The organism is Photobacterium sanguinicancri (assembly GCF_024346675.1).
GTDB lineage: Bacteria > Pseudomonadota > Gammaproteobacteria > Enterobacterales > Vibrionaceae > Photobacterium > Photobacterium sanguinicancri.
The window spans coordinates 1,102,890-1,122,064 of sequence record NZ_AP024850.1 but is presented as its reverse complement, the minus strand read 5'-3'; the positions used below and the strand labels follow the sequence as shown (position 1 = coordinate 1,122,064).

16 protein-coding genes are annotated in these 19,175 nt (G+C 44.0%); 8 read left to right on the top strand and 8 right to left on the bottom strand.

Annotation, left to right across the window (positions count from 1 at the left end; translation table 11 throughout):
* Positions 1 to 18 precede the first annotated feature (18 nt).
* Positions 19 to 339 carry an ATP-dependent Clp protease adapter ClpS gene (gene clpS, locus OCU87_RS05545; protein ID WP_094957116.1) on the bottom strand — a complete coding sequence of 107 codons (321 nt, stop codon included), beginning with the start codon at positions 337 to 339 and terminating at the stop codon, positions 19 to 21.
* Positions 340 to 923: 584 nt separating this feature from the next.
* Between clpS and cspD the strand changes: the two genes are divergently transcribed.
* Positions 924 to 1,145 (top strand): cold shock domain-containing protein CspD, encoded by a 222-nt coding sequence (gene cspD, locus OCU87_RS05540; protein ID WP_062688509.1) that lies wholly within the window; start codon positions 924 to 926, stop codon positions 1,143 to 1,145.
* Between the two features lie 197 nt (positions 1,146 to 1,342).
* On the opposite strand, the gene icd is transcribed toward cspD, so the two are convergent.
* Positions 1,343 to 2,593 (bottom strand): NADP-dependent isocitrate dehydrogenase, encoded by a 1,251-nt coding sequence (gene icd / locus OCU87_RS05535; RefSeq protein ID WP_261857969.1) that lies wholly within the window; start codon positions 2,591 to 2,593, stop codon positions 1,343 to 1,345.
* 141 nt (positions 2,594 to 2,734) lie between these two features.
* Between icd and OCU87_RS05530 the strand changes: the two genes are divergently transcribed.
* From OCU87_RS05530 to OCU87_RS05500, 7 genes are all read left to right on the top strand, one after another.
* Positions 2,735 to 3,379 (top strand): pseudouridine synthase, encoded by a 645-nt coding sequence (locus tag OCU87_RS05530; protein WP_094958709.1) that lies wholly within the window; start codon positions 2,735 to 2,737, stop codon positions 3,377 to 3,379.
* A 390-nt stretch (positions 3,380 to 3,769) separates the two neighbouring features.
* Positions 3,770 to 4,885 (top strand): tRNA 2-thiouridine(34) synthase MnmA, encoded by a 1,116-nt coding sequence (mnmA, locus tag OCU87_RS05525; protein WP_062688504.1) that lies wholly within the window; start codon positions 3,770 to 3,772, stop codon positions 4,883 to 4,885.
* A 13-nt stretch (positions 4,886 to 4,898) separates the two neighbouring features.
* Positions 4,899 to 5,516, top strand: coding sequence for a high frequency lysogenization protein HflD (hflD, locus tag OCU87_RS05520; RefSeq protein ID WP_261857968.1), 618 nt, complete (start codon positions 4,899 to 4,901; stop codon positions 5,514 to 5,516).
* Between the two features lie 81 nt (positions 5,517 to 5,597).
* Entirely contained in the window at positions 5,598 to 6,968 is a 1,371-nt protein-coding gene (purB, locus tag OCU87_RS05515; RefSeq protein ID WP_094958706.1) for an adenylosuccinate lyase, read from the top strand.
* Positions 6,969 to 7,214: 246 nt separating this feature from the next.
* Positions 7,215 to 8,729, top strand: coding sequence for an anaerobic nitric oxide reductase flavorubredoxin (norV, locus tag OCU87_RS05510; protein WP_261857967.1), 1,515 nt, complete (start codon positions 7,215 to 7,217; stop codon positions 8,727 to 8,729).
* 11 nt (positions 8,730 to 8,740) lie between these two features.
* A complete protein-coding gene (gene norW, locus OCU87_RS05505; RefSeq protein ID WP_261857966.1) occupies positions 8,741 to 9,892 on the top strand; it encodes an NADH:flavorubredoxin reductase NorW in 1,152 nt (383 codons plus the stop codon).
* A gap of 100 nt (positions 9,893 to 9,992) precedes the next feature.
* On the top strand, positions 9,993 to 11,126 hold the full coding sequence (locus OCU87_RS05500; protein WP_261857965.1) for a ribosomal protein uL16 3-hydroxylase: 1,134 nt from the start codon (positions 9,993 to 9,995) through the stop codon (positions 11,124 to 11,126).
* Positions 11,127 to 11,207: 81 nt separating this feature from the next.
* On the opposite strand, the gene OCU87_RS05495 is transcribed toward OCU87_RS05500, so the two are convergent.
* The 6 genes from OCU87_RS05495 to OCU87_RS05470 all read right to left on the bottom strand — a co-directional run bounded on the left by OCU87_RS05495 (position 11,208) and on the right by OCU87_RS05470 (position 19,137).
* Positions 11,208 to 13,310 (bottom strand): methyl-accepting chemotaxis protein, encoded by a 2,103-nt coding sequence (locus OCU87_RS05495; protein ID WP_261857964.1) that lies wholly within the window; start codon positions 13,308 to 13,310, stop codon positions 11,208 to 11,210.
* 202 nt (positions 13,311 to 13,512) lie between these two features.
* Entirely contained in the window at positions 13,513 to 14,499 is a 987-nt protein-coding gene (gene oppF, locus OCU87_RS05490; RefSeq protein WP_261857963.1) for a murein tripeptide/oligopeptide ABC transporter ATP binding protein OppF, read from the bottom strand.
* A complete protein-coding gene (gene oppD / locus OCU87_RS05485; RefSeq protein WP_062688496.1) occupies positions 14,499 to 15,464 on the bottom strand; it encodes an ABC transporter ATP-binding protein in 966 nt (321 codons plus the stop codon). Before oppD ends, oppF begins: the two co-directional genes overlap by 1 nt.
* Positions 15,465 to 15,575: 111 nt before the next feature.
* Entirely contained in the window at positions 15,576 to 16,487 is a 912-nt protein-coding gene (gene oppC / locus OCU87_RS05480; RefSeq protein WP_062688847.1) for an oligopeptide ABC transporter permease OppC, read from the bottom strand.
* Positions 16,488 to 16,502: 15 nt separating this feature from the next.
* Positions 16,503 to 17,423: an oligopeptide ABC transporter permease OppB gene (gene oppB, locus OCU87_RS05475; protein WP_062688494.1), complete on the bottom strand. Its 921-nt coding sequence runs from the start codon at positions 17,421 to 17,423 to the stop codon at positions 16,503 to 16,505.
* A 79-nt stretch (positions 17,424 to 17,502) separates the two neighbouring features.
* Complete coding sequence (locus OCU87_RS05470; RefSeq protein ID WP_062688492.1) at positions 17,503 to 19,137, bottom strand: ABC transporter substrate-binding protein; 1,635 nt, start codon at positions 19,135 to 19,137, stop codon at positions 17,503 to 17,505.
* Positions 19,138 to 19,175: the final 38 nt, after the last annotated feature.

The following is a 19,175-nucleotide window of genomic DNA, read 5'->3' as shown; positions in this document are numbered from 1 at the left end:
ATGGCGTGCCGGAAAAAGCTAGGCTTTTTCCATCGTACACAACAGCGGATGTTCATGCTCTCTTGCGTGCATCATTACCTGTGCCACTTTTGTTTCAGCGACTTCGGCAGTAAAGGTGCCACAAATAGCTTTTCCTTCATAATGCACTGAAAGCATCAACTGTGTTGCTTTCTCCAGATCCATGGAGAAGAACTTCTGTAACACTTCTATCACAAAATCCATCGGTGTGTAATCATCATTATTGATAAGTACCTTATACATCGATGGTGGTTTTACTTGAGCTTCTTCCTTATCTAAGACATCAGACTCAGGCACAACCCATTCATATAACTTACTCATAAACCTAACTTATACGCTCGGTAGAAACAAACCAAAAATCAACAATTTTCAACAATTTCTATTGCCAACAATCAGTGCAGCGCTAGCACTTTTGCCTACCTATATACTGAGACTAATGCACACATTGTATTCCAGCAAATCTAAGATGACCATGCTCAAAGTCTTATGAGGTGATTCAGCGCAGATCATAAGTACAAACAGTATGCATAATCAAAAAACACGAGTGCTTTATAAGCGAAAGTACCATGCTCGCTAGGCTAATATTGCGGAATAAGCCCAGAATGTACCACCCCTGAGACATCCCCGAAATATCCAAATTAACGGTCCGATATTTACTAGGAAATCATCATTGAAAATGACTCTCATTTCATTATTTCAATAACATCCTACTGCTTTTAGCGACACAAATAAGATTTTATCGGGATGTTACAATATGCACTTGACTGTCTAGCTTCATTTACTAAAGTGTAACCTGTAGTAGGTATAAACTGCATCAAAATAGCATTAGTATGCAAGACAAGTCTTTGACACCCCTGTACACTAAATGCTCAATGGAACTGAAATGCGAAGAAGGAAGTATAAGCATGGCAACAGGTACAGTTAAGTGGTTCAATAACGCCAAAGGATTTGGGTTCATTTGTCCAGAGCAGGGTGATGGCGATATCTTCGCACACTATTCTACCATTCAAATGGATGGGTATCGTACGCTTAAAGCGGGCCAGCAGGTCAACTATACGATAGAAACCGGTCCTAAAGGTTTCCATGCCAGTGAAATCGTTCCCGTTGAAGGTGAACTCACTAAGTAGTCTTCTCTCTGGCAGTATTAAAGGTGAGCATCTTGCTCACCTTTTTTGAATCTAAAAATTAATATTCAATGAATAGTAATTGAATATTTGGCAGTACAAACAAATCACACCTATTAACATTATTGTTAACAATTGACGATAGATCAAAAAAACCCCAGCATAACGCTGAGGTTTCTCGACATATAATCAGTGATTAATTACATGTGCTCAATCATATCGTCAGCAAATTCAGAACACTTACGCAGTGTTGCACCTTCCATTAGGCGCTCAAAATCATAAGTTACTGTCTTATTACTGATCGCAGCTTCCATTGAGCTAATGATCAAATCTGCCGCTTCAGTCCAACCTAGGTGGCGAAGCATCATTTCAGCAGAAAGAATCAATGAACCAGGGTTCACTTTGTCTTGGCCTGCATACTTAGGCGCAGTACCGTGTGTTGCTTCAAACAATGCAACACCATCGCCAATGTTCGCACCCGGTGCGATACCGATACCACCAACCTGCGCAGCTAGTGCATCAGAAATGTAGTCACCATTAAGGTTCATGGTTGCGATAACATCGTATTCTGCTGGACGTAGAAGAATTTGCTGCAAGAAAGCATCAGCGATGCAGTCTTTGATTACAATTTCTTTGCCTGTGTTTGGATTTTTCAATGTCATCCATGGGCCACCATCAAGCAGCTCAGCACCGAATTCAACAGCAATTTCGTAACCCCAATCTTTGAAGGCACCTTCGGTGAACTTCATGATGTTACCTTTGTGTACAATCGTTAATGAATCACGATCATTATCGATTGTATACTGAAGTGCTGCGCGTACTAGGCGCTTAGTACCTTCTTCAGAGATAGGTTTAATGCCTACACCACATTGTTGTGGGAAACGGATTTTAGTGGCACCCATTTCGTCTTGAAGGAACTTAATCACTTTATCAGCTTCTTTTGTACCCGCTTGGAATTCAACACCCGCGTAAATATCTTCTGAGTTTTCACGGTAGATAACCATGTCAGTTAACTCAGGTTGTTTAACTGGGCTTGGAACACCTTCAAAGTAACGTACTGGGCGAGCACAAATATATAAATCAAGCTCTTGACGTAATGCTACATTCAACGAGCGAATACCACCGCCAACAGGCGTTGTCAGTGGGCCTTTAATCGAAACTTTATAATCACGAATAAAGTCTAATGTTTCTTGTGGTAGCCATGCATCTTCACCGTAGACTTGGGTCGATTTTTCGCCCGTGTAGATTTCCATCCATTCAATCTTACGGTCACCGGCATAGGCTTTGTTGACAGCCGCATCAACTACTTTGATCATTGCAGGGCTTACATCAACCCCAATACCATCACCTTCAATATAAGGAATGACAGGGTTGTTAGGAACAACCAGTTTGCCTTCAGAATCTAGCGTAATTTTCTGACCTTCAACTGGTACAACTACTTTACTATCCATTTAAATCTCCTAGCGTCCATTTGTTATCTTTTTGTAAGATGCGCGCAAATCATACTCGATTTTTTAACGACACGCCAATCTACGAATTTTCACGTATAATATGCGAGTCATCATCACTAAATACCCAGTAACACGCTATTTATGAAGCCAAATACAACCTCACGTCAACCTCAACGTGCCAATAATGAGCGCAGAGCATCAAGAAAACTCAATAAACCGAAGCGTCCTCGCGGCCCTCAAAAGATCATTTTATTTAACAAACCCTTCAACGTTCTGACCCAATTTACGGGTGAAGAAGGCGATATAACACTGTCTGATTTCATCCCTGTAAAAGACGTTTACCCAGCAGGAAGATTGGATAAAGACAGTGAAGGTTTGCTAGTGCTAACCAATGATGGCATCTTGCAGGCTCGATTGACTCAACCACAATCTAAGTCTCCAAAAACCTATTGGGCACAAGTAGAAGGTGAGCCAAGCGATGAGCAACTAGACGCGCTACGTAATGGTGTAACCCTAAAAGATGGACCAACACTACCAGCTGAAGTTGAACGCATGGTCGAGCCTCCTATATGGGATCGTGTTCCACCTATTCGTGAACGCAAAAATGTGCCGACCACTTGGTTAGCCATTACCTTGCAAGAAGGCCGTAACCGTCAGGTTCGTCGTATGACAGCACACATCAATCACCCGACACTTCGTCTGATCCGCTACAAAATGGCGCAATGGACAGTTGATGATCTTGCTCCTGGCGAATGGCGAGAGGTCACACTGCCATCTTCGCAATAAAAGCGCATTAATGACTAAGTCAGATCAATAATCTTTTTCAGACTTAGTCAATCCCCTATCCCTTTCAACATTACCGCTTAAATAACCACAAAACCCTGTGGCACCGTAGATAAAACACTACCTTTTTACACTCAGTTACTCTATTATTGCCGCAAATAGCAAACGTTTGCCTAGCTAGACTAAAAGTCTGTTTCAATCTTTTAGCTTATATCTATAGCTAGCGCTGAAACGCTAATTTCCTAATGAAAAGCACGTTCTTGCTGTACTACTGCTGATAACAGCGTAAAAAGAAGCCAATAATGAAAGTGTGATTCATATCGTAGTCTGTTTCGTCAGATTGCTTTCTGTTAGAATTACGCTCTTAACACTTATTAGCGACTGAAGAGAAATATGTCAGATAACAGCCCAAAAAAAGTCATAGTCGGTATGTCCGGCGGCGTTGATTCATCGGTATCCGCTTACCTACTCCTTCAACAAGGTTATCAGGTTGAAGGCCTGTTCATGAAGAACTGGGAAGAAGATGATAACGAGGAATACTGCTCTGCTGCAGAAGACCTGGCTGACGCACAAGCTGTATGTGACAAACTGGGCATTCAACTGCACACCATTAACTTTGCAGCTGAATACTGGGACAACGTCTTTGAATACTTCCTTGAAGAATACAAGGCTGGCCGTACCCCTAACCCAGATATTCTTTGTAATAAAGAAATCAAATTTAAAGCGTTTTTAGAATTTGCAGACGAAGTTCTAGAAGCCGATTACATCGCGATGGGTCACTACACACGCCGTAGTTTCCCAACTACTGAAGGTGATAAACCTCAGATGCTACGTGGTGTTGATAACAACAAAGATCAAAGCTACTTCTTATACACACTAAGCCATGAGCAAATTTCTCGTAGCCTATTCCCTGTTGGTGAACTAGAAAAACCTGAAGTTCGCCGTATTGCAGAAGAGCAAGACCTGATCACAGCCAAGAAAAAAGATTCAACCGGTATTTGTTTCATCGGTGAGCGTAAGTTTACTGAATTCTTAGGTAAGTACTTACCTGCGCAGCCTGGCAAAATCGAAACGGCTGACGAAGGTAAAGTCATTGGCGAACACCAAGGCTTGATGTACCACACACTAGGTCAACGTAAAGGCCTACATATTGGCGGACAAAAAGGCGGAAACGGCTTAGAAGACGCTTGGTACGTAGTTGATAAAGATGTGAAACGTAACGTTTTAATTGTAGGCCAAGGTAAAGATCACCCTCGCCTAAAATCAGAAGGTTTAGTGGCTTCACAACTGCATTGGGTTGATCGTCAGCCAATTCGTGAACCACTGAAATGTACGGTGAAAACACGTTACCGTCAGCAAGATATCCCTTGTACTATCTTGCCAATCGATGATGAGAACATCAAAGTCATCTTTGATGAACCACAGATCGCAGTAACACCCGGCCAATCAGCAGTCTTCTACCTTGACGAAATTTGTCTAGGTGGCGGCATTATTGAACAACGCATTTAAGGAGCAGTCGCACGTGGCAAACTCTTTATACGATCGTACCATCGCTTTTGCTGGTATCTGCCAAGCAGTGAAACTCGTTCAGAAAGTTGCCCGCGACGGCAATTGCGATAGCGATGAGTTAGCAACCTGTCTAAATAGTATTATGGCGACAGATCCTGCTAACACCCTTGATATTTACGGTGATGAATCAAGCTTACGTTTGGGCTTAGAAACCTTAACAGCAGAGATTGATAACACACCATCTGGCAATGAAATCACACGCTACCTCGTTAGCGTAATGGCACTAGAGCGTAAATTATCTAGCCGCCGCGATAGCATGGCTCAGCTTGGCGAGCGCATTGACGTTCTCAAGCGCCAAACCGAGCATTTTGAATTGCTCGAAGAACAAATGATTAGCAATATTGCCAGCGTTTACCTTGATACCATCAGCCCATTAGGGCCTCGCATTCAGGTAACAGGTACACCTGCCCACTTACAACAAAATAGTGTTCAGCACAAAGTACGCGGTTTGCTACTTGCCGCTGTGCGCAGTGCTGTATTGTGGCGTCAAGTCGGTGGTAAGCGTCGTCATTTAATTTTCGGGCGTAAGCAAATGGTTGAACAAGCAAAAATTTTGCTTGCTCGCTGTTAATAATTTTATTGATTACGAAGCAGTTAATACTGCTTCGTAATATCCAATTTGTTAAACCTCATCAATCAGGAGAGAGACAACATGGAACTGTCAGCATTGACTGCTGTTTCCCCGGTAGACGGCCGATACGGAAGTAAAACAATTGCCCTTCGCAGCATCTTCAGTGAATTTGGTCTGCTAAAGTACCGCACTATTGTTGAAATCCGTTGGTTACAAAAACTGGCTGCTACTGACGCTATCGTGGAAGTTCCTGCATTCAGCGCAGAAGCAAACGCCTTTTTAGATCGCGTTGCTGCTGAATTTAGTGAAGAAGATGCGCTACGTATCAAAGAGATCGAGCGTACAACAAACCACGACGTAAAAGCGGTTGAATACTTCCTGAAAGAGAAAGTTGCTGACGTACCTGAGCTACACGCTGTGAATGAGTTTATTCACTTTGCATGTACTTCTGAAGACATCAACAACACTTCTCACGCACTAATGCTAAGCGAAGCGCGTGAGACTGTGATCCTTCCTGAAATCCGTAACGTTATCGACGCTATTAAAGCATTGGCTAACGAATACCGTGAAATTCCACTACTGTCTCGTACACACGGCCAGCCTGCTTCTCCGTCAACGATGGGTAAAGAAATGGCTAACGTGGCGTACCGTATGGAACGTCAATTCAAGCAAATCGAAAGCGTTGAAATTCTTGCGAAAATCAATGGTGCTGTAGGCAACTACAACGCACACATCTCGGCTTACCCTGAAGTTGATTGGCACCAGTTCAGCGAAGAGTTCATCACTGAATCTCTTGGCGTAACGTGGAACCCATATACAACGCAAATCGAGCCGCACGATTACATCGCAGAGCTATTCGATGCAGTCGCACGCTTCAACACCATTCTTCTTGATTTCGATCGCGACGTTTGGGGTTACATTGCACTGGGTCACTTTAAGCAAAAAACCATTGCTGGCGAAATTGGTTCTTCAACCATGCCACACAAAGTTAACCCAATCGACTTTGAAAACTCAGAAGGTAACCTAGGTCTAGCTAACGCTATCTTTAATCACCTAGCTCAAAAGCTTCCAGTTTCTCGCTGGCAGCGTGACCTTACTGACTCAACAGTACTTCGTAACCTAGGTGTAGGTTGTGGTTATGCGATCATTGCATACACATCAACGCTTAAAGGTATTAGCAAGCTTGAAGTAAACCAAGCTGCGCTAGAAGCTGAATTAGACCGTAACTGGGAAGTATTGGCAGAGCCAGTACAGACCGTTATGCGTCGTTACGGCATCGAAAAACCTTACGAGAAGCTAAAAGAGCTAACGCGCGGTAAGCGTGTCGACGGTGAAGGCATGCGTGCATTCATTGATGGCCTTGAGCTTCCTGAGCACGAAAAAGCACGTCTAAAAGAAATGACACCAGCTAACTACATCGGTGATGCAGTTAAGCTAACAGACGCACTTTAATTCACGCTCTGACATAAAAAGGTTGGCCTAGTGCCAACCTTTTTTTTGTTTACTTTCCAGCCAAAACTAATCCCCCGCCCTTTATCCCCTCAATCATAAAACACCCAGTTTTATTTTTATAATCAATATAATCAATAATTTATTTATAACATGTATTTTTTATGCATGTTTAGTGTTGCCATAACAAATATCGAGGTATAACATGCACTCAAAATACATGTTATGCAAAATACATAGGTAGCTGTTATGTCTATTCAAGTTAAAAACAATGTGAAATGGGTTGGTATCAAAGACTGGGAAACAGAATACTTCCACGGTACTGAGTACAAAATGGGCCGTGGTACGAGTTACAACAGCTACCTAATCCAAGAAGAAAAAACGGTTCTAATCGACACAGTCGACCATCAGTTCGACGAGCAATTCATTGCGAACCTAGAACAAGAAATTGACCTTAACCAAATTGATTACATCATCACTCAACATGCAGAGCATGACCACGCTGGTGCATTGTCTACGCTAATGGCAAAGATTCCAAACACACCGATCTACTGCACTGAGGCTGGCGTTGACAGTATCATTGGTCATCACCACCAGCCAGACTGGGATTTCCGAGTGGTCAAGACGGGTGACACACTTGATATTGGTAACGGCAAAGCACTTGTCTTTGTTGAGATGAAGATGCTGCACTGGCCTGATTCAATGGCTACTTACATGACTGGCGACAACATCCTATTCTCTAATGATGCTTTCGGCCAGCACTACTGTGATGAGCACCTGTTCAATGATGAGATGAATCAGACTGAGCTATTCGATGAATGCCAGCGCTACTTCTCAAACATTCTGACTCCGTTCGCACCGCTAGTTAAAGCTAAAATCGAAGAGGTTCTAGCACTTGGTGTTCCAATCGACATTATCGCCACATCTCACGGCTGTATCTGGCGCGAGAACGCGACTCAAATCGTAGAGAAATACTACGAGTGGTCACAAGCATACAAAGAAGATTGCATCACAATCGTTTATGACAGCATGAGTGGTAATACTCGAATCATGGCAGATGCGGTTGCTAAAGGTATTCGTAGCGAAAGTCCTAATACTGCAATCAAAATTTATAATATTTCTCGTCATGATAAGAACGTCATTCTCGCTAACATATTCCGCTCTAAAGGCGTGCTAGTGGGCAGCTCTACAATGAACAATGTCATGATGCCTAAAGTAGCGGCTCTGCTTGAAGAAATTCATGGCCTGCGCTTCAAAGAAAAAGCGGCGGCAGCATTTGGGTCTTCAGGCTGGACTGGTGGTGCAGTGAAGCGCATTGATGCCCGTCTGAAAGAAGCTGGATTTAGCGTTGAAGCACCCTTGCACTTACACTGGAAACCAGACGGTGAAGGCGTTGCAACTTCTGTTGAGTATGGTGTGTCTATTGCCAAAGCATGGAATGACCAAAATGTTGTTGCGGCAGACATGGGCGAGAAACCTCAAGAGCCAGAGACTGTAACAAGTCAAACTGATGAACAGCTACAATCAGAAGTTCAAGTTCCTCTAGAGGCTGCTCAAGAAGCCGCTAAAGTGGAAGCTAATAAAGGGGATCACGCTGATGATTGCACTTGCTATATCTGCACTGTCTGCAATTGGATCTATGACCCTAGAGTTGGCGAGCCGAACCAAAATGTAGAACCTGGCACTTCATTCCATGACCTTTCAGATAGCTTCCTATGCCCAGAGTGCGGCATTGGCAAAGAAGTTTTTGAGCCATTGGCGTAAGGAAAAATACAATGAGCGATCACATTGTTATTGTTGGGAGCGGCTTTGCCGCTTACCAACTTGTAAAATCAATCCGTAAGCTAGATACCGCCACCGCTATTACCGTTGTCACCGCTGACAATGGTGATGATTACGCGAAGCCCGATCTCAGCCATGTTTTTTCACGGCAGCAAACAGCCAGTGATTTAATTAAACAATCCGCAACAGAGTTTGCTCAAACAAATGCAATCACATTGCTAAACAATACCTGGGTTGAAGCGATTGATTCAACGGATAAACAACTAGATTACGTCAATGAATCAAGTAAAGGTACGCTGCAATATAGCAAGTTAGTACTCGCTACAGGCGCGCAAGCTTTCGTACCTCCCTTTACAGGTAACGCCGCGGATGAGGTGGTCACGCTTAATAGCTTGACGGAGTACGCAGCCAATCAGGACAAAATTGCAGCCGCTAAGTCAGTATTAGTCCTTGGTGCTGGTCTCATTGGCACTGAAATTGCGATGGATTTATCGATAGCAGGAAAGCAAGTCACCCTAACTGATAAAGCCACTCATATCATGCCAAGCTTACTGCCAGAACTACTGAGTGCGTCGGTATATCAAACGATGGCGGAGCATGGTGTCGTACTCAAGCTAGGCAAAACCGTTGACAGTATTCATCGCCACCATCAGCAATTAATAGCCCAAACTAGTGACGGTCAGAATACCGAATATGACGTCATTATTGCAGCAATGGGGCTTAAATCGAATATCACTTTAGCGAAGCAAGCGGGTTTAACAATCCAACAGGGCATTGTGATTGATCGTCATCTGCAAACGTCACATCCAGATATCTACGCACTGGGTGATTGCGCAGAAATGGATGGGCAAGTACGGGCTTTCTTACAACCAACCATGCTATCAGCAATGGCATTAGCGAAAACATTAACGGGAAATCCAACCCCAGTTAATCTTCCAAATAGTTTGATAAAAGCAAAAACGCCGTGGTTCCCACTATCGCTTTCAGGTCAAACAACACGTAAAGATACTAAGTGGGAAATCATCAAGACTGAGAGTGGATATATAGCTAAAGCCTTTGATCCACAAACCAATAATTTGCTAGGTTTTGTCGCAAGTCACGATCAACAATCCTCAGCATTTCCTCTGCTAAGGCAGTTGCAATAACGGTTCAAAGCTTCACCTATACGCATTAAACGAATTCCTCATCACGTTTGGTGAGGAATACGCTATAATCGCGGCTCATGCACATCGAGTCAAAACCTACATGTACGATTTAACTTTCAACTTCGAAGAATTCCTTGCCGAATATTGGCAGAAAAAACCCACCATGATTAAAGGTGGCTTCAAAAACTTTATTGATCCAATCAGTCCTGATGAACTTGCAGGTCTTGCAATGGAAGACGAAGTTGATTCACGTTACATTGCCCAACATGGCGACGAATGGGAAGTTAAACACGGTCCGCTGACATTTGATGACGTACCAGAAGATCACTGGTCTTTCATCGTTCAGGCTGCAAACCATTGGCACGAAGGCGCAGCTCGCCTTGTGACATCATTTCGCCAACTACCAAACTGGTTGATGGACGATTTGATGATCAGCTACTCGACCCCTGGTGGCGGTGTTGGCCCTCATATCGATCAATACGATGTATTCATTACTCAAGGTTCGGGTAAGCGTCATTGGCGTGTTGGCCCTAAAAGTGACGATTACGAAGAAGAGTTTCGTCACCCTGCATTGCGTCAAATTAAATCTTTTGACCCTATCATCGACGATGTATTAGAACCGGGTGATATTTTATATATCCCACCGGGCTTCCCACACGATGGCTACGCAATCGAAACATCAATGAGTTTTTCGGTCGGTTTCCGTTCACCGAAAAAACAAGAGTTATTAAGCAGTTTTGCTGATCATGTAATTGCCAATGAAATTGGCGATGTGCACTATCACAACCCTGATTTACCGGCACGCAGTAACAGCGGTGCGATCTTAGACGCTGAACGTCAAGATTTAGAAGATATGATGCGTAGCTTATTAGACCACCCAGAGCTAATGAAAAGCTGGATGGGTGAACACCTAAGCCAAAGCCGTCATGAGCTAGATCTGATTGCTGCTGAACCGTCATGGGAAAACAGTGAAACACACCAATTCTTCATGGCGAACGAAACCTTAAAGCGCCTTGGTGGTTTACGTGCTTTCTATTACCCTGAAACACCTCATATTGGCTATATCAATGGTGAAACCGTTGAATTACCAGAAGAGTGCAGCCAAGTGATCATTGCGCTTTGTGATCAAGAAACACTTGATGGTAAAACATTAGGGGCTATGCGTGAGCACCCTGCCGTAATTGATCTGCTGACTCAGCTGATCAACCAAGGTTGCTGGTACCCTGCCGAGTAATTTCAAGACGGACAAACCTATACAATAAAGCCGAATCCAAGGATTCGGCTTTTTCATCTCTGATTTAGCGTAACGAATTTATCAGACTTTAAATTGCCCTGTTAATCGTTTTTGCTGCTCAGCTAGTGCGGTTAAACGATCACTAATATCCGCAGAACTGCCCGCTTGATGCAAAATACTTTCACTCAACTCTCGAATATTCGAAACATTGCGGTTCACTTCCCCCGAGACCGCCTGCTGCTCTTGCGCCGCACGCATGATTTGTTCGTTCATGGTTTGAATCGCCGTTACTGAATCAGTAATTTGTTCTAGACTCACGACAGCCTCAGACACCTGTGACGCGGTATTACCCGCTAAGTGGTTCCCTTCTTGAATCGCCGCGACCACACTCCGAGTACCTTGCTGTAATTGTTCGATGACTTCACGAATTTGCCCTACCGAATCTTGAGTCCGACTCGCAAGCTGGCGTACTTCATCAGCCACAACCGCAAAACCACGTCCTTGCTCACCCGCCCTTGCCGCCTCTATCGCTGCATTCAGAGCCAGCAAATTTGTTTGTTCCGAAATGCCGCCAATCACTTGCAGTATTTCTTCAATATTTTTGCTGCTATTAGAAAGTTCATTTGCAACTGGCACCGCCAGCTCCATCCGTTCAACCAAACTCGTCATCGAACTCGCAGATTGCTGAATAACGCCTTGCCCTGCCATCGCGGCTTCACCCGCCTGCTGCGCAGCTTCCAGCGCGGTTTGGGTATGTTGTACCACTTCACCAGCGGTTTGTGTCATCTCTTCCGAGGCCGTCGCGACCATATCCACTTCTTTAAATTGCGCTTGGCTACCATCGCGACTATTGCTCGCCACTTTAGCCGCTTCACTGGCCGTGGTATCAACTTCATCAACCGCCACGACAACTTGTTTCATTGTCGTTTGCAACTTATCAAGAAAACGATTGAACCACATTGCTAACTGGCCCACTTCATCTTGCTGATCAAGCTGAATACGCTGGGTAAGATCACCTTCACCCGATGCGATATCTTCTAACCGAGCAGCCAACACCTTGATTGGAGCCACTAGCTTTGCAGAAGCGAATAACACAACCACTAACCCAACGAATGCCATCACCACACTGGCTATGATTTGCACCTGCGATGACTCAACCCGCAACGTATCTATGTTGGCATTCAATGCCGTTGCCTCTGCTAGCACCTTGCCTGTAGGGAGCTGAATAACAATCCCCCATGCTGATTGACCAAGTTCAACCGGCATATAAGCGGTTAACCACTGCTGATCAGCACTCCAATCGATGAATTCATCACCTGCCGCTAACCAAGTAGTAATCTCACTCGGGAGTGCATCGCTGGCACTATATTGGCTACCAATACGTTGACGACTTTGATCCCATGCGACAATTGTACCGTTATCGCTAAGCAAACTGACCTTGCCTGCACCATCAAACAGATTGCCATCAACATCAGAAATGACACTCTGCAACGCACTTAAATTAATATCGAGCCCCAGCAAGCCAATCGCTTGGCCTTCAACAATGAGTGGCGTAGTGATTGAACTGATTAGCATCTGATTAGCAGAACGCGTAGGGCTCAGCACACAGGCTGCTTGCTGAGCAATACTGCAATTAAACCGACGTTGTGCCGATGTTGTAATATCCGCTTCATTGATAATAGTTTGCTGTGGGGTTCCATCCTGCGCTGTCACCCAATAAGGTGAAAAACGCCCTGTTGAGTTAGCACCAACGTAATCGGCGCCATGGTAATTGCCATCTTCGCCATCCAAAGCGTTCGGATTGAATACAACAAAAGCACCACGAATGTTACTGAAACTATCTACTGAACGACGTAACAGTTCATTGATTGAACCACGAAGCTCAGAACTATTCGTATAGTTTTCTTCCGCGTTAAACTTTAAGAAAAGCACACTCTGCGCCAACATTTCAGCACGGTAAGCCGCTTCATCTAAATACTGCTTAACGTGAATAGCCTGACGCTGCGCTTGAACCCGCACCAAAGATTGAGATTGTTCTCTGAGCGACGAAAATGTCTGCTCATTCACCAAGCGTTGGCTTTGAGATGAGAAATAAAATGACAGGCCAGTAAGCACTGTAATTGTGGCGAGTAAACTCATACCTGCAAGTAGCGTAATTTTCCATTGCACTGAAAGCGACCGCATAACAACATCCTTGTGTAATGCCAAACCAAATTATAAAAGTAAACTAAGTGTTAAATTTAACCTTTATTAAGCCAGTTATCAATATGTTAAATCATTGACTATGAAGTCATTTTTATGACGCACATAACTCGAGTCTAAATTACAGGCATAAAAAAAGCGCGGTTTTAACACCGCGCTCAAAGCCTGTCACAGGCTCGAATTGTTACACATTCAAACAAGCTACCGCATGAATATCATCGCCTTTTAACGATGGTTTTTGCTGTGCACAAGCTTCAGTTGCTTGCGGACAACGTGTACGGAACACACAGCCTGTTGGTGGATTTATGGGTGATGGCAATTCACCTTCCAACAACTGAATAGTCTTGTTTCTTTCTAGTTCAGGATCAGGGATCGGTACCGCAGACATCAGCGCACGGGTATAAGGGTGCTTAGGTTCTGCAAATAACGCATCACTTTCACCCATCTCCACCGCATTACCAAGGTACATAACCAGTACACGATCAGATATATGTTTAACGACAGACAAATCATGGGCAATAAAGACTAAACTTAGCCCCATTTCTTTCTGCAGCTCTTTAAGCAAATTCACCACCTGCGCTTGGATAGACACATCCAAAGCAGATACAGGTTCATCACAAATGATCATTTTCGGCTTAAGAATAAGCGCACGAGCAATACCAATACGCTGGCACTGACCCCCCGAAAATTCATGTGGGTAACGGTTAATAACGTTTGGTAGTAAGCCCACCTTGGTCATCATTTGTTTCACTTGCTCTTTTACCTCTTCCTCTGATAATTCAGGAAAGAAGGTTTTCAACGGTTCCGCGATGATCTCGCCGACTGTCATACGTGGGTTTAGCGACGCCAGCGGATCCTGGAAGATCATTTGGATCTCTTTGCGTTTCTCACGCAAAGCATTGTGCTGCAACTTCGTCAGATCTTGGCCCAACCAAACAACACTACCTTCTGTTGCTTCCACTAAGCCAATAACTGCACGAGCAAAGGTCGATTTTCCACAACCAGATTCACCTACCACACCCAAGGTTTCGCCTTCGTATAAACGAATATCAACACCATCGACGGCTTTAAGCTTTAATGGCTTAGCCCAAGGCCACGCTGATTTAGCCGCAATGTTAAAATGAACTTTAAGGTCTTTTATATCTAATAACAGATTCTTTTGAGTATTCATTACCACGTCCCCACATCAGAAAAACACGCACGTAGACGGCCTTCAGTGAAAGCTTTTAGATCTGGTGCTTCTTGCTTACAACGGCTTGTCACACGGTGGCAACGGTCTTGATACGGGCAGCCAACAGGCAAGCGAAGTAAGTTAGGTGGATTACCTGGAATCGTTGGTAATACTTCACCTTCAGTGTCTAAGCGTGGGATAGCGCGTAATAAACCTTCCGTATATGGGTGCGAAGGTTTGTAGAAAATCTCATCAATTTTGCCATATTCCATTGTACGGCCAGCGTACATAACGAGTACCTTGTCACAGCTACCCGCAACAACACCTAAGTCATGCGTGATCATGATAATCGCGGTATTGAAATCCGTTTTAAGCTCGTTAAGCATTTCCATGATTTGCGCTTGAACGGTTACATCCAATGCCGTTGTTGGTTCATCGGCAATCAATAATTTAGGACGACAAAGCAGTGCCATCGCAATCATTACACGCTGGCGCATGCCGCCAGAAAACTCGTGAGGATACATGGTAATACGCTTACGTGCTTCCGGGATTTTAACCGCGTCAAGCATACGAACCGATTCTTCGAAAGCTTCTCTTTTGCTCATGCCTTTGTGCAGCATCAACACTTCCATCAGCTGATCGCAGACTTTCATATATGGGTTAAGCGAAGTCATTGGGTCTTGGAAAATCATCGCAATTTGCTCAGCACGAACTTTGTTCAGTTCTTTCTCTGGCAAATTTAGAATGTTACGGCCTTCAAATTCAGCACTACCGCTGATGATACCGTTTTTAGCGAGTAGACCCATAATAGCGAATACAGTTTGGCTTTTACCTGATCCTGATTCACCCACAATACCCAAGGTTTCACCTTGGTTTAGAGAAAAGTTTAGATCGTTAACTGCGGTAACAATCCCGTCTTGCGTAGTAAATTCAACACGCAGATCTTTGACATCTAATAGGCTCATTGCTTCCTTCCTTATTTGCAACGGTTCAGCGCAGTGTTGCTTGATAGGGCTGCGCTAAACTATTGCAATATATCCATTAATTTGTTCTGTACCTGTTAGCAGGTGCTGTTGTTATCTGTCTTTCGGATCAAGCGCATCGCGCAGACCATCACCGACATAGTTAAAGCAGAACAAAGTTACGACCATAAATGCAGCCGGGAACAACAGTTGCCAAATAGCAACTTCCATGGTTTGAGAACCTTCTTGCAATAATGCACCCCAGCTTGTCATTGGCTCTTGTACACCAAGGCCAAGGAAACTAAGGAATGACTCAGTCAGAATCATTGACGGTACTAGCAACGTTGAGTAGACCGCAACAATACCGAGTACGTTAGGAACAATGTGACGAGTAATAATTCTCCAGCGGCTTACACCACAGACTTCCGCTGCTTCAATAAACTCTTTACTGCGTAAAGACAGCGTTTGACCACGTACAATCCGCGCCATATCAAGCCAAGATATTGCACCAATAGCGACAAATATCAGCATGATGTTTCGGCCAAAGAATGTCACAAGCACGATAACAAAGAACATGAATGGAATGGAGTAAAGCACTTCCAAAATACGCATCATGATACGGTCGGTACGGCCACCAATAAAGCCAGATGTCGCACCATAAAGTGTACCAATCACAACCGCGACCAAGGCACCAAGAATACCCACCATCAAAGAGATTCGGCCACCAACCAACGTACGTGTGTACAAGTCACGACCTAAGCTATCAGTACCAAAAAAGTGACCTTCAGCGCCAAGGCTTGGCGCCGCGTGCAATGCATACCAATCGGTATCATCAAACGCGTACTGGCTGAACATTGGACCAAAAACAACCGCGAGAGTGATTAGCGTAAGAATCGTCAAGCTCACCATCGCAGCTTTGTTACGCTTAAATCGAGTACGGGCATCTTGCCACAAACTACGACCTTCAATTTCTAACTGATCAGAGAAGTTCTCGATAGCGTCAACGCTTTCCTTTTTAACTAACATCATCTTCTTGTTCTCCTAGTAACGAATTTTCGGATCAATGTACGCAAGTACAATATCAACGATGGCATTGAAGATAATGGTCAACGCACCAATTAGGATGGTCACACCCAGTACCAATGAGTAATCACGGTTGAAGGCTGCATTCACAAATAGCTTACCAATACCTGGTAGGCCAAAGATGGTTTCGATAACAACCGACCCTGTGATGATGCCGACAAACGCAGGACCCATGTATGACACAACAGGAAGAAGCGCAGGTTTAAGTGCATGTTTTAAAATGATGTAAGGGTAACTTAGACCTTTCGCACGGGCGGTACGAATAAAGTTACTGTTTAGCGTTTCAATCATGCTACCGCGAGTGATACGAGCAAAAGTAGCAACGTAAAGCAACGACATACCAAACATGGGTAATAACATGAATTTCAGCGAACCGTCTTGCCAGCCACCAGCAGGTAACCAACCAAGATTAATCGCAAAAATATAGATCAATACTGGGGCGAGAATAAAGGAGGGCATGACGACCCCGGCCATTGCCGTAGACATTATGGTGTAGTCTATCCAGGTATTATGCTTCAAGGCGGCCACCGTTCCGACCGTAACCCCCATAACAACTGCAAAAATGAAGGCAAAGAAACCAATCTTTGCTGAAACAGGCAATGCCTTGCTTACTAGTTCATTAACTGTGAAATCTTTATATTTAAAAGACGGACCGAAGTCCCCTTGTAATACGTTGCCAAGGTAAGTGGTGTACTGCTCAAATACTGGCTTATCAAGGCCGTATTTCGCTTCAATGTTGGCCATTACTTCTGGTGGTAATGGACGCTCTGAAGAAAAAGGGTTACCTGGTGCAAAACGCATTAAGAAAAAAGAGATAGTGATTAACACCAACAAAGTTGGTATTGCTTCTAAAATCCTTTTAGCAATTAGTTTAATCATAATTTCTACCGAGTTTGGTCTGTGACAGAAGACACTACACCCAGTCCTGGGTGTAGTGTTTATTTATTATGCTTGCTGTTTATTTGTCAGCAATGATGTACATATCTTTAGAGAAAAGCTTATCTTCAGCGTTATTCATTGCTACACCACCCACATGAGGGTTCACAAGGCGAGCTTTAACATACTGATAGATAGGGGCAATTGGCATGTCTTTTGCCAGAAGTTTTTCAGCTTGGATGTATAGCGCTTCACGCTCAGCATCTGAAGTCGACGCCAGCGCTTTTTCCATGATTCCGTCGTACTCTTTGCTGTGGTACTTAGGATCATTTGAGCTGTTGTTACTTTGCATTAGTGACAAGAAGCTTGATGCTTCATTGTAATCACCACACCAACCCGCACGAGTTACATCAAAGTTACCTTGACGACGGTTGTCTAGGTACGTTTTCCACTCTTGGTTTTCAAGGTTAGTTGTCACACCTAGGTTCTTCTTCCACATAGAGGCAATTGCAACCGCAATTTTCTTATGGTTTTCAGAGGTGTTGTATAGCAGAGTAAACTCTAGAGGGTTGCTGCTATCAAAACCAGCTTCTGCCAGCAGTTCTTTCGCTTTAGCATTACGCTCTTTTTGCGAAAGCTTGCCGTAGGCTGGCGTTACTGGATTGAAGTTCGCAGTAATTTCAGGTGTTAGGAAATAACCAGACTTTTGGCCTTGGCCAAGCAATGCTTTCGTTACTATGTCACGGTCAATCGCATAAGATAGGGCTTTACGAACACGTGCATCATTAAACGGCGCTTTCTCGTTATTGAAACCGTAATAGTACGAACATAGGTTACCAACAATTTGTACATCTTCAGCATGTTGCTTTTGCAAGCGACGGAAGTGCTCGTTTGGTAATTCATTGGTGATATCAATTTCACCAGATAAGAAGCGGTTCATTTCCGCTACTTGGTTTTCGATTGGCAGGTAAGTTACTTGATCGATAACTGTTTTCTTATCGTCCCAGTACTGCGTATTACGCTTAAGCACGATACGCTCGTTCACTACCCACTTATCAAGTACGAATGCACCGTTACCCACGAAGTTTGCAGGTTTAGTCCAATCATCACCAAATTTCTCTACTACTTTGCGATTTACAGGCTTAACCGTTGTATGGCCCATCATTTTCACAAAGTAAGGTACTGCAGATTCAAGTTCGATCTTCAGTGTATACGGGTCTACCGCTGTCACACCTAGTGATTCTTTGTCTGCTTTACCTGCGATAATTTTTTCAGCATTCTTCATGGTGGTCATTTCTAAATACCATGAATAAGGCGAAGCTGTTGCAGGATCGACGGCACGCTTGAAGCTATAAACGAAATCGTCAGCGGTAACAGGGTCACCGTTAGACCATTTAGCATCTTTACGTAGGTGGAAGGTAAATGTGCGGTTATCAGTAGTTTCCCAGCTTTCAGCAGCACCAGGGATAGTGTTACCGTCACCATCTTGGTTAACTAAGCCTTCAAGTAGGTCACGGATAACGTTTGATTCTGGCACACCTTCAGTCTTGTGTGGGTCAAGCGAAGCAACTTCAGTACCATTACCTCGAACTAACTCTTGTGTAGCTGCCAGTTTTACACCCTCAGGCACTTCTGCTGCTAGTGCTGAAAATGACATAGCTGAAGCAGCCAGACCCGCACTTACTAATAACGCCTGAGTGATTTTATTCTTATACATGCATAACTCCAATACATTCTATCGTTGCGTCCATGACG

Coding starts and splice junctions, on each gene's coding strand:
- clpS (WP_094957116.1), bottom strand. CDS start 339: ATGAGTAAGTTATATGAATGGGTTGTGCCTGAGTCTGATGTCTTAGAT.
- cspD (WP_062688509.1), top strand. CDS start 924: ATGGCAACAGGTACAGTTAAGTGGTTCAATAACGCCAAAGGATTTGGG.
- icd (WP_261857969.1), bottom strand. CDS start 2,593: ATGGATAGTAAAGTAGTTGTACCAGTTGAAGGTCAGAAAATTACGCTA.
- OCU87_RS05530 (WP_094958709.1), top strand. CDS start 2,735: ATGAAGCCAAATACAACCTCACGTCAACCTCAACGTGCCAATAATGAG.
- mnmA (WP_062688504.1), top strand. CDS start 3,770: ATGTCAGATAACAGCCCAAAAAAAGTCATAGTCGGTATGTCCGGCGGC.
- purB (WP_094958706.1), top strand. CDS start 5,598: ATGGAACTGTCAGCATTGACTGCTGTTTCCCCGGTAGACGGCCGATAC.
- norV (WP_261857967.1), top strand. CDS start 7,215: ATGTCTATTCAAGTTAAAAACAATGTGAAATGGGTTGGTATCAAAGAC.
- norW (WP_261857966.1), top strand. CDS start 8,741: ATGAGCGATCACATTGTTATTGTTGGGAGCGGCTTTGCCGCTTACCAA.
- OCU87_RS05500 (WP_261857965.1), top strand. CDS start 9,993: ATGTACGATTTAACTTTCAACTTCGAAGAATTCCTTGCCGAATATTGG.
- OCU87_RS05495 (WP_261857964.1), bottom strand. CDS start 13,310: ATGCGGTCGCTTTCAGTGCAATGGAAAATTACGCTACTTGCAGGTATG.
- oppF (WP_261857963.1), bottom strand. CDS start 14,499: ATGAATACTCAAAAGAATCTGTTATTAGATATAAAAGACCTTAAAGTT.
- oppD (WP_062688496.1), bottom strand. CDS start 15,464: ATGAGCCTATTAGATGTCAAAGATCTGCGTGTTGAATTTACTACGCAA.
- oppC (WP_062688847.1), bottom strand. CDS start 16,487: ATGTTAGTTAAAAAGGAAAGCGTTGACGCTATCGAGAACTTCTCTGAT.
- oppB (WP_062688494.1), bottom strand. CDS start 17,423: ATGATTAAACTAATTGCTAAAAGGATTTTAGAAGCAATACCAACTTTG.
- OCU87_RS05470 (WP_062688492.1), bottom strand. CDS start 19,137: ATGTATAAGAATAAAATCACTCAGGCGTTATTAGTAAGTGCGGGTCTG.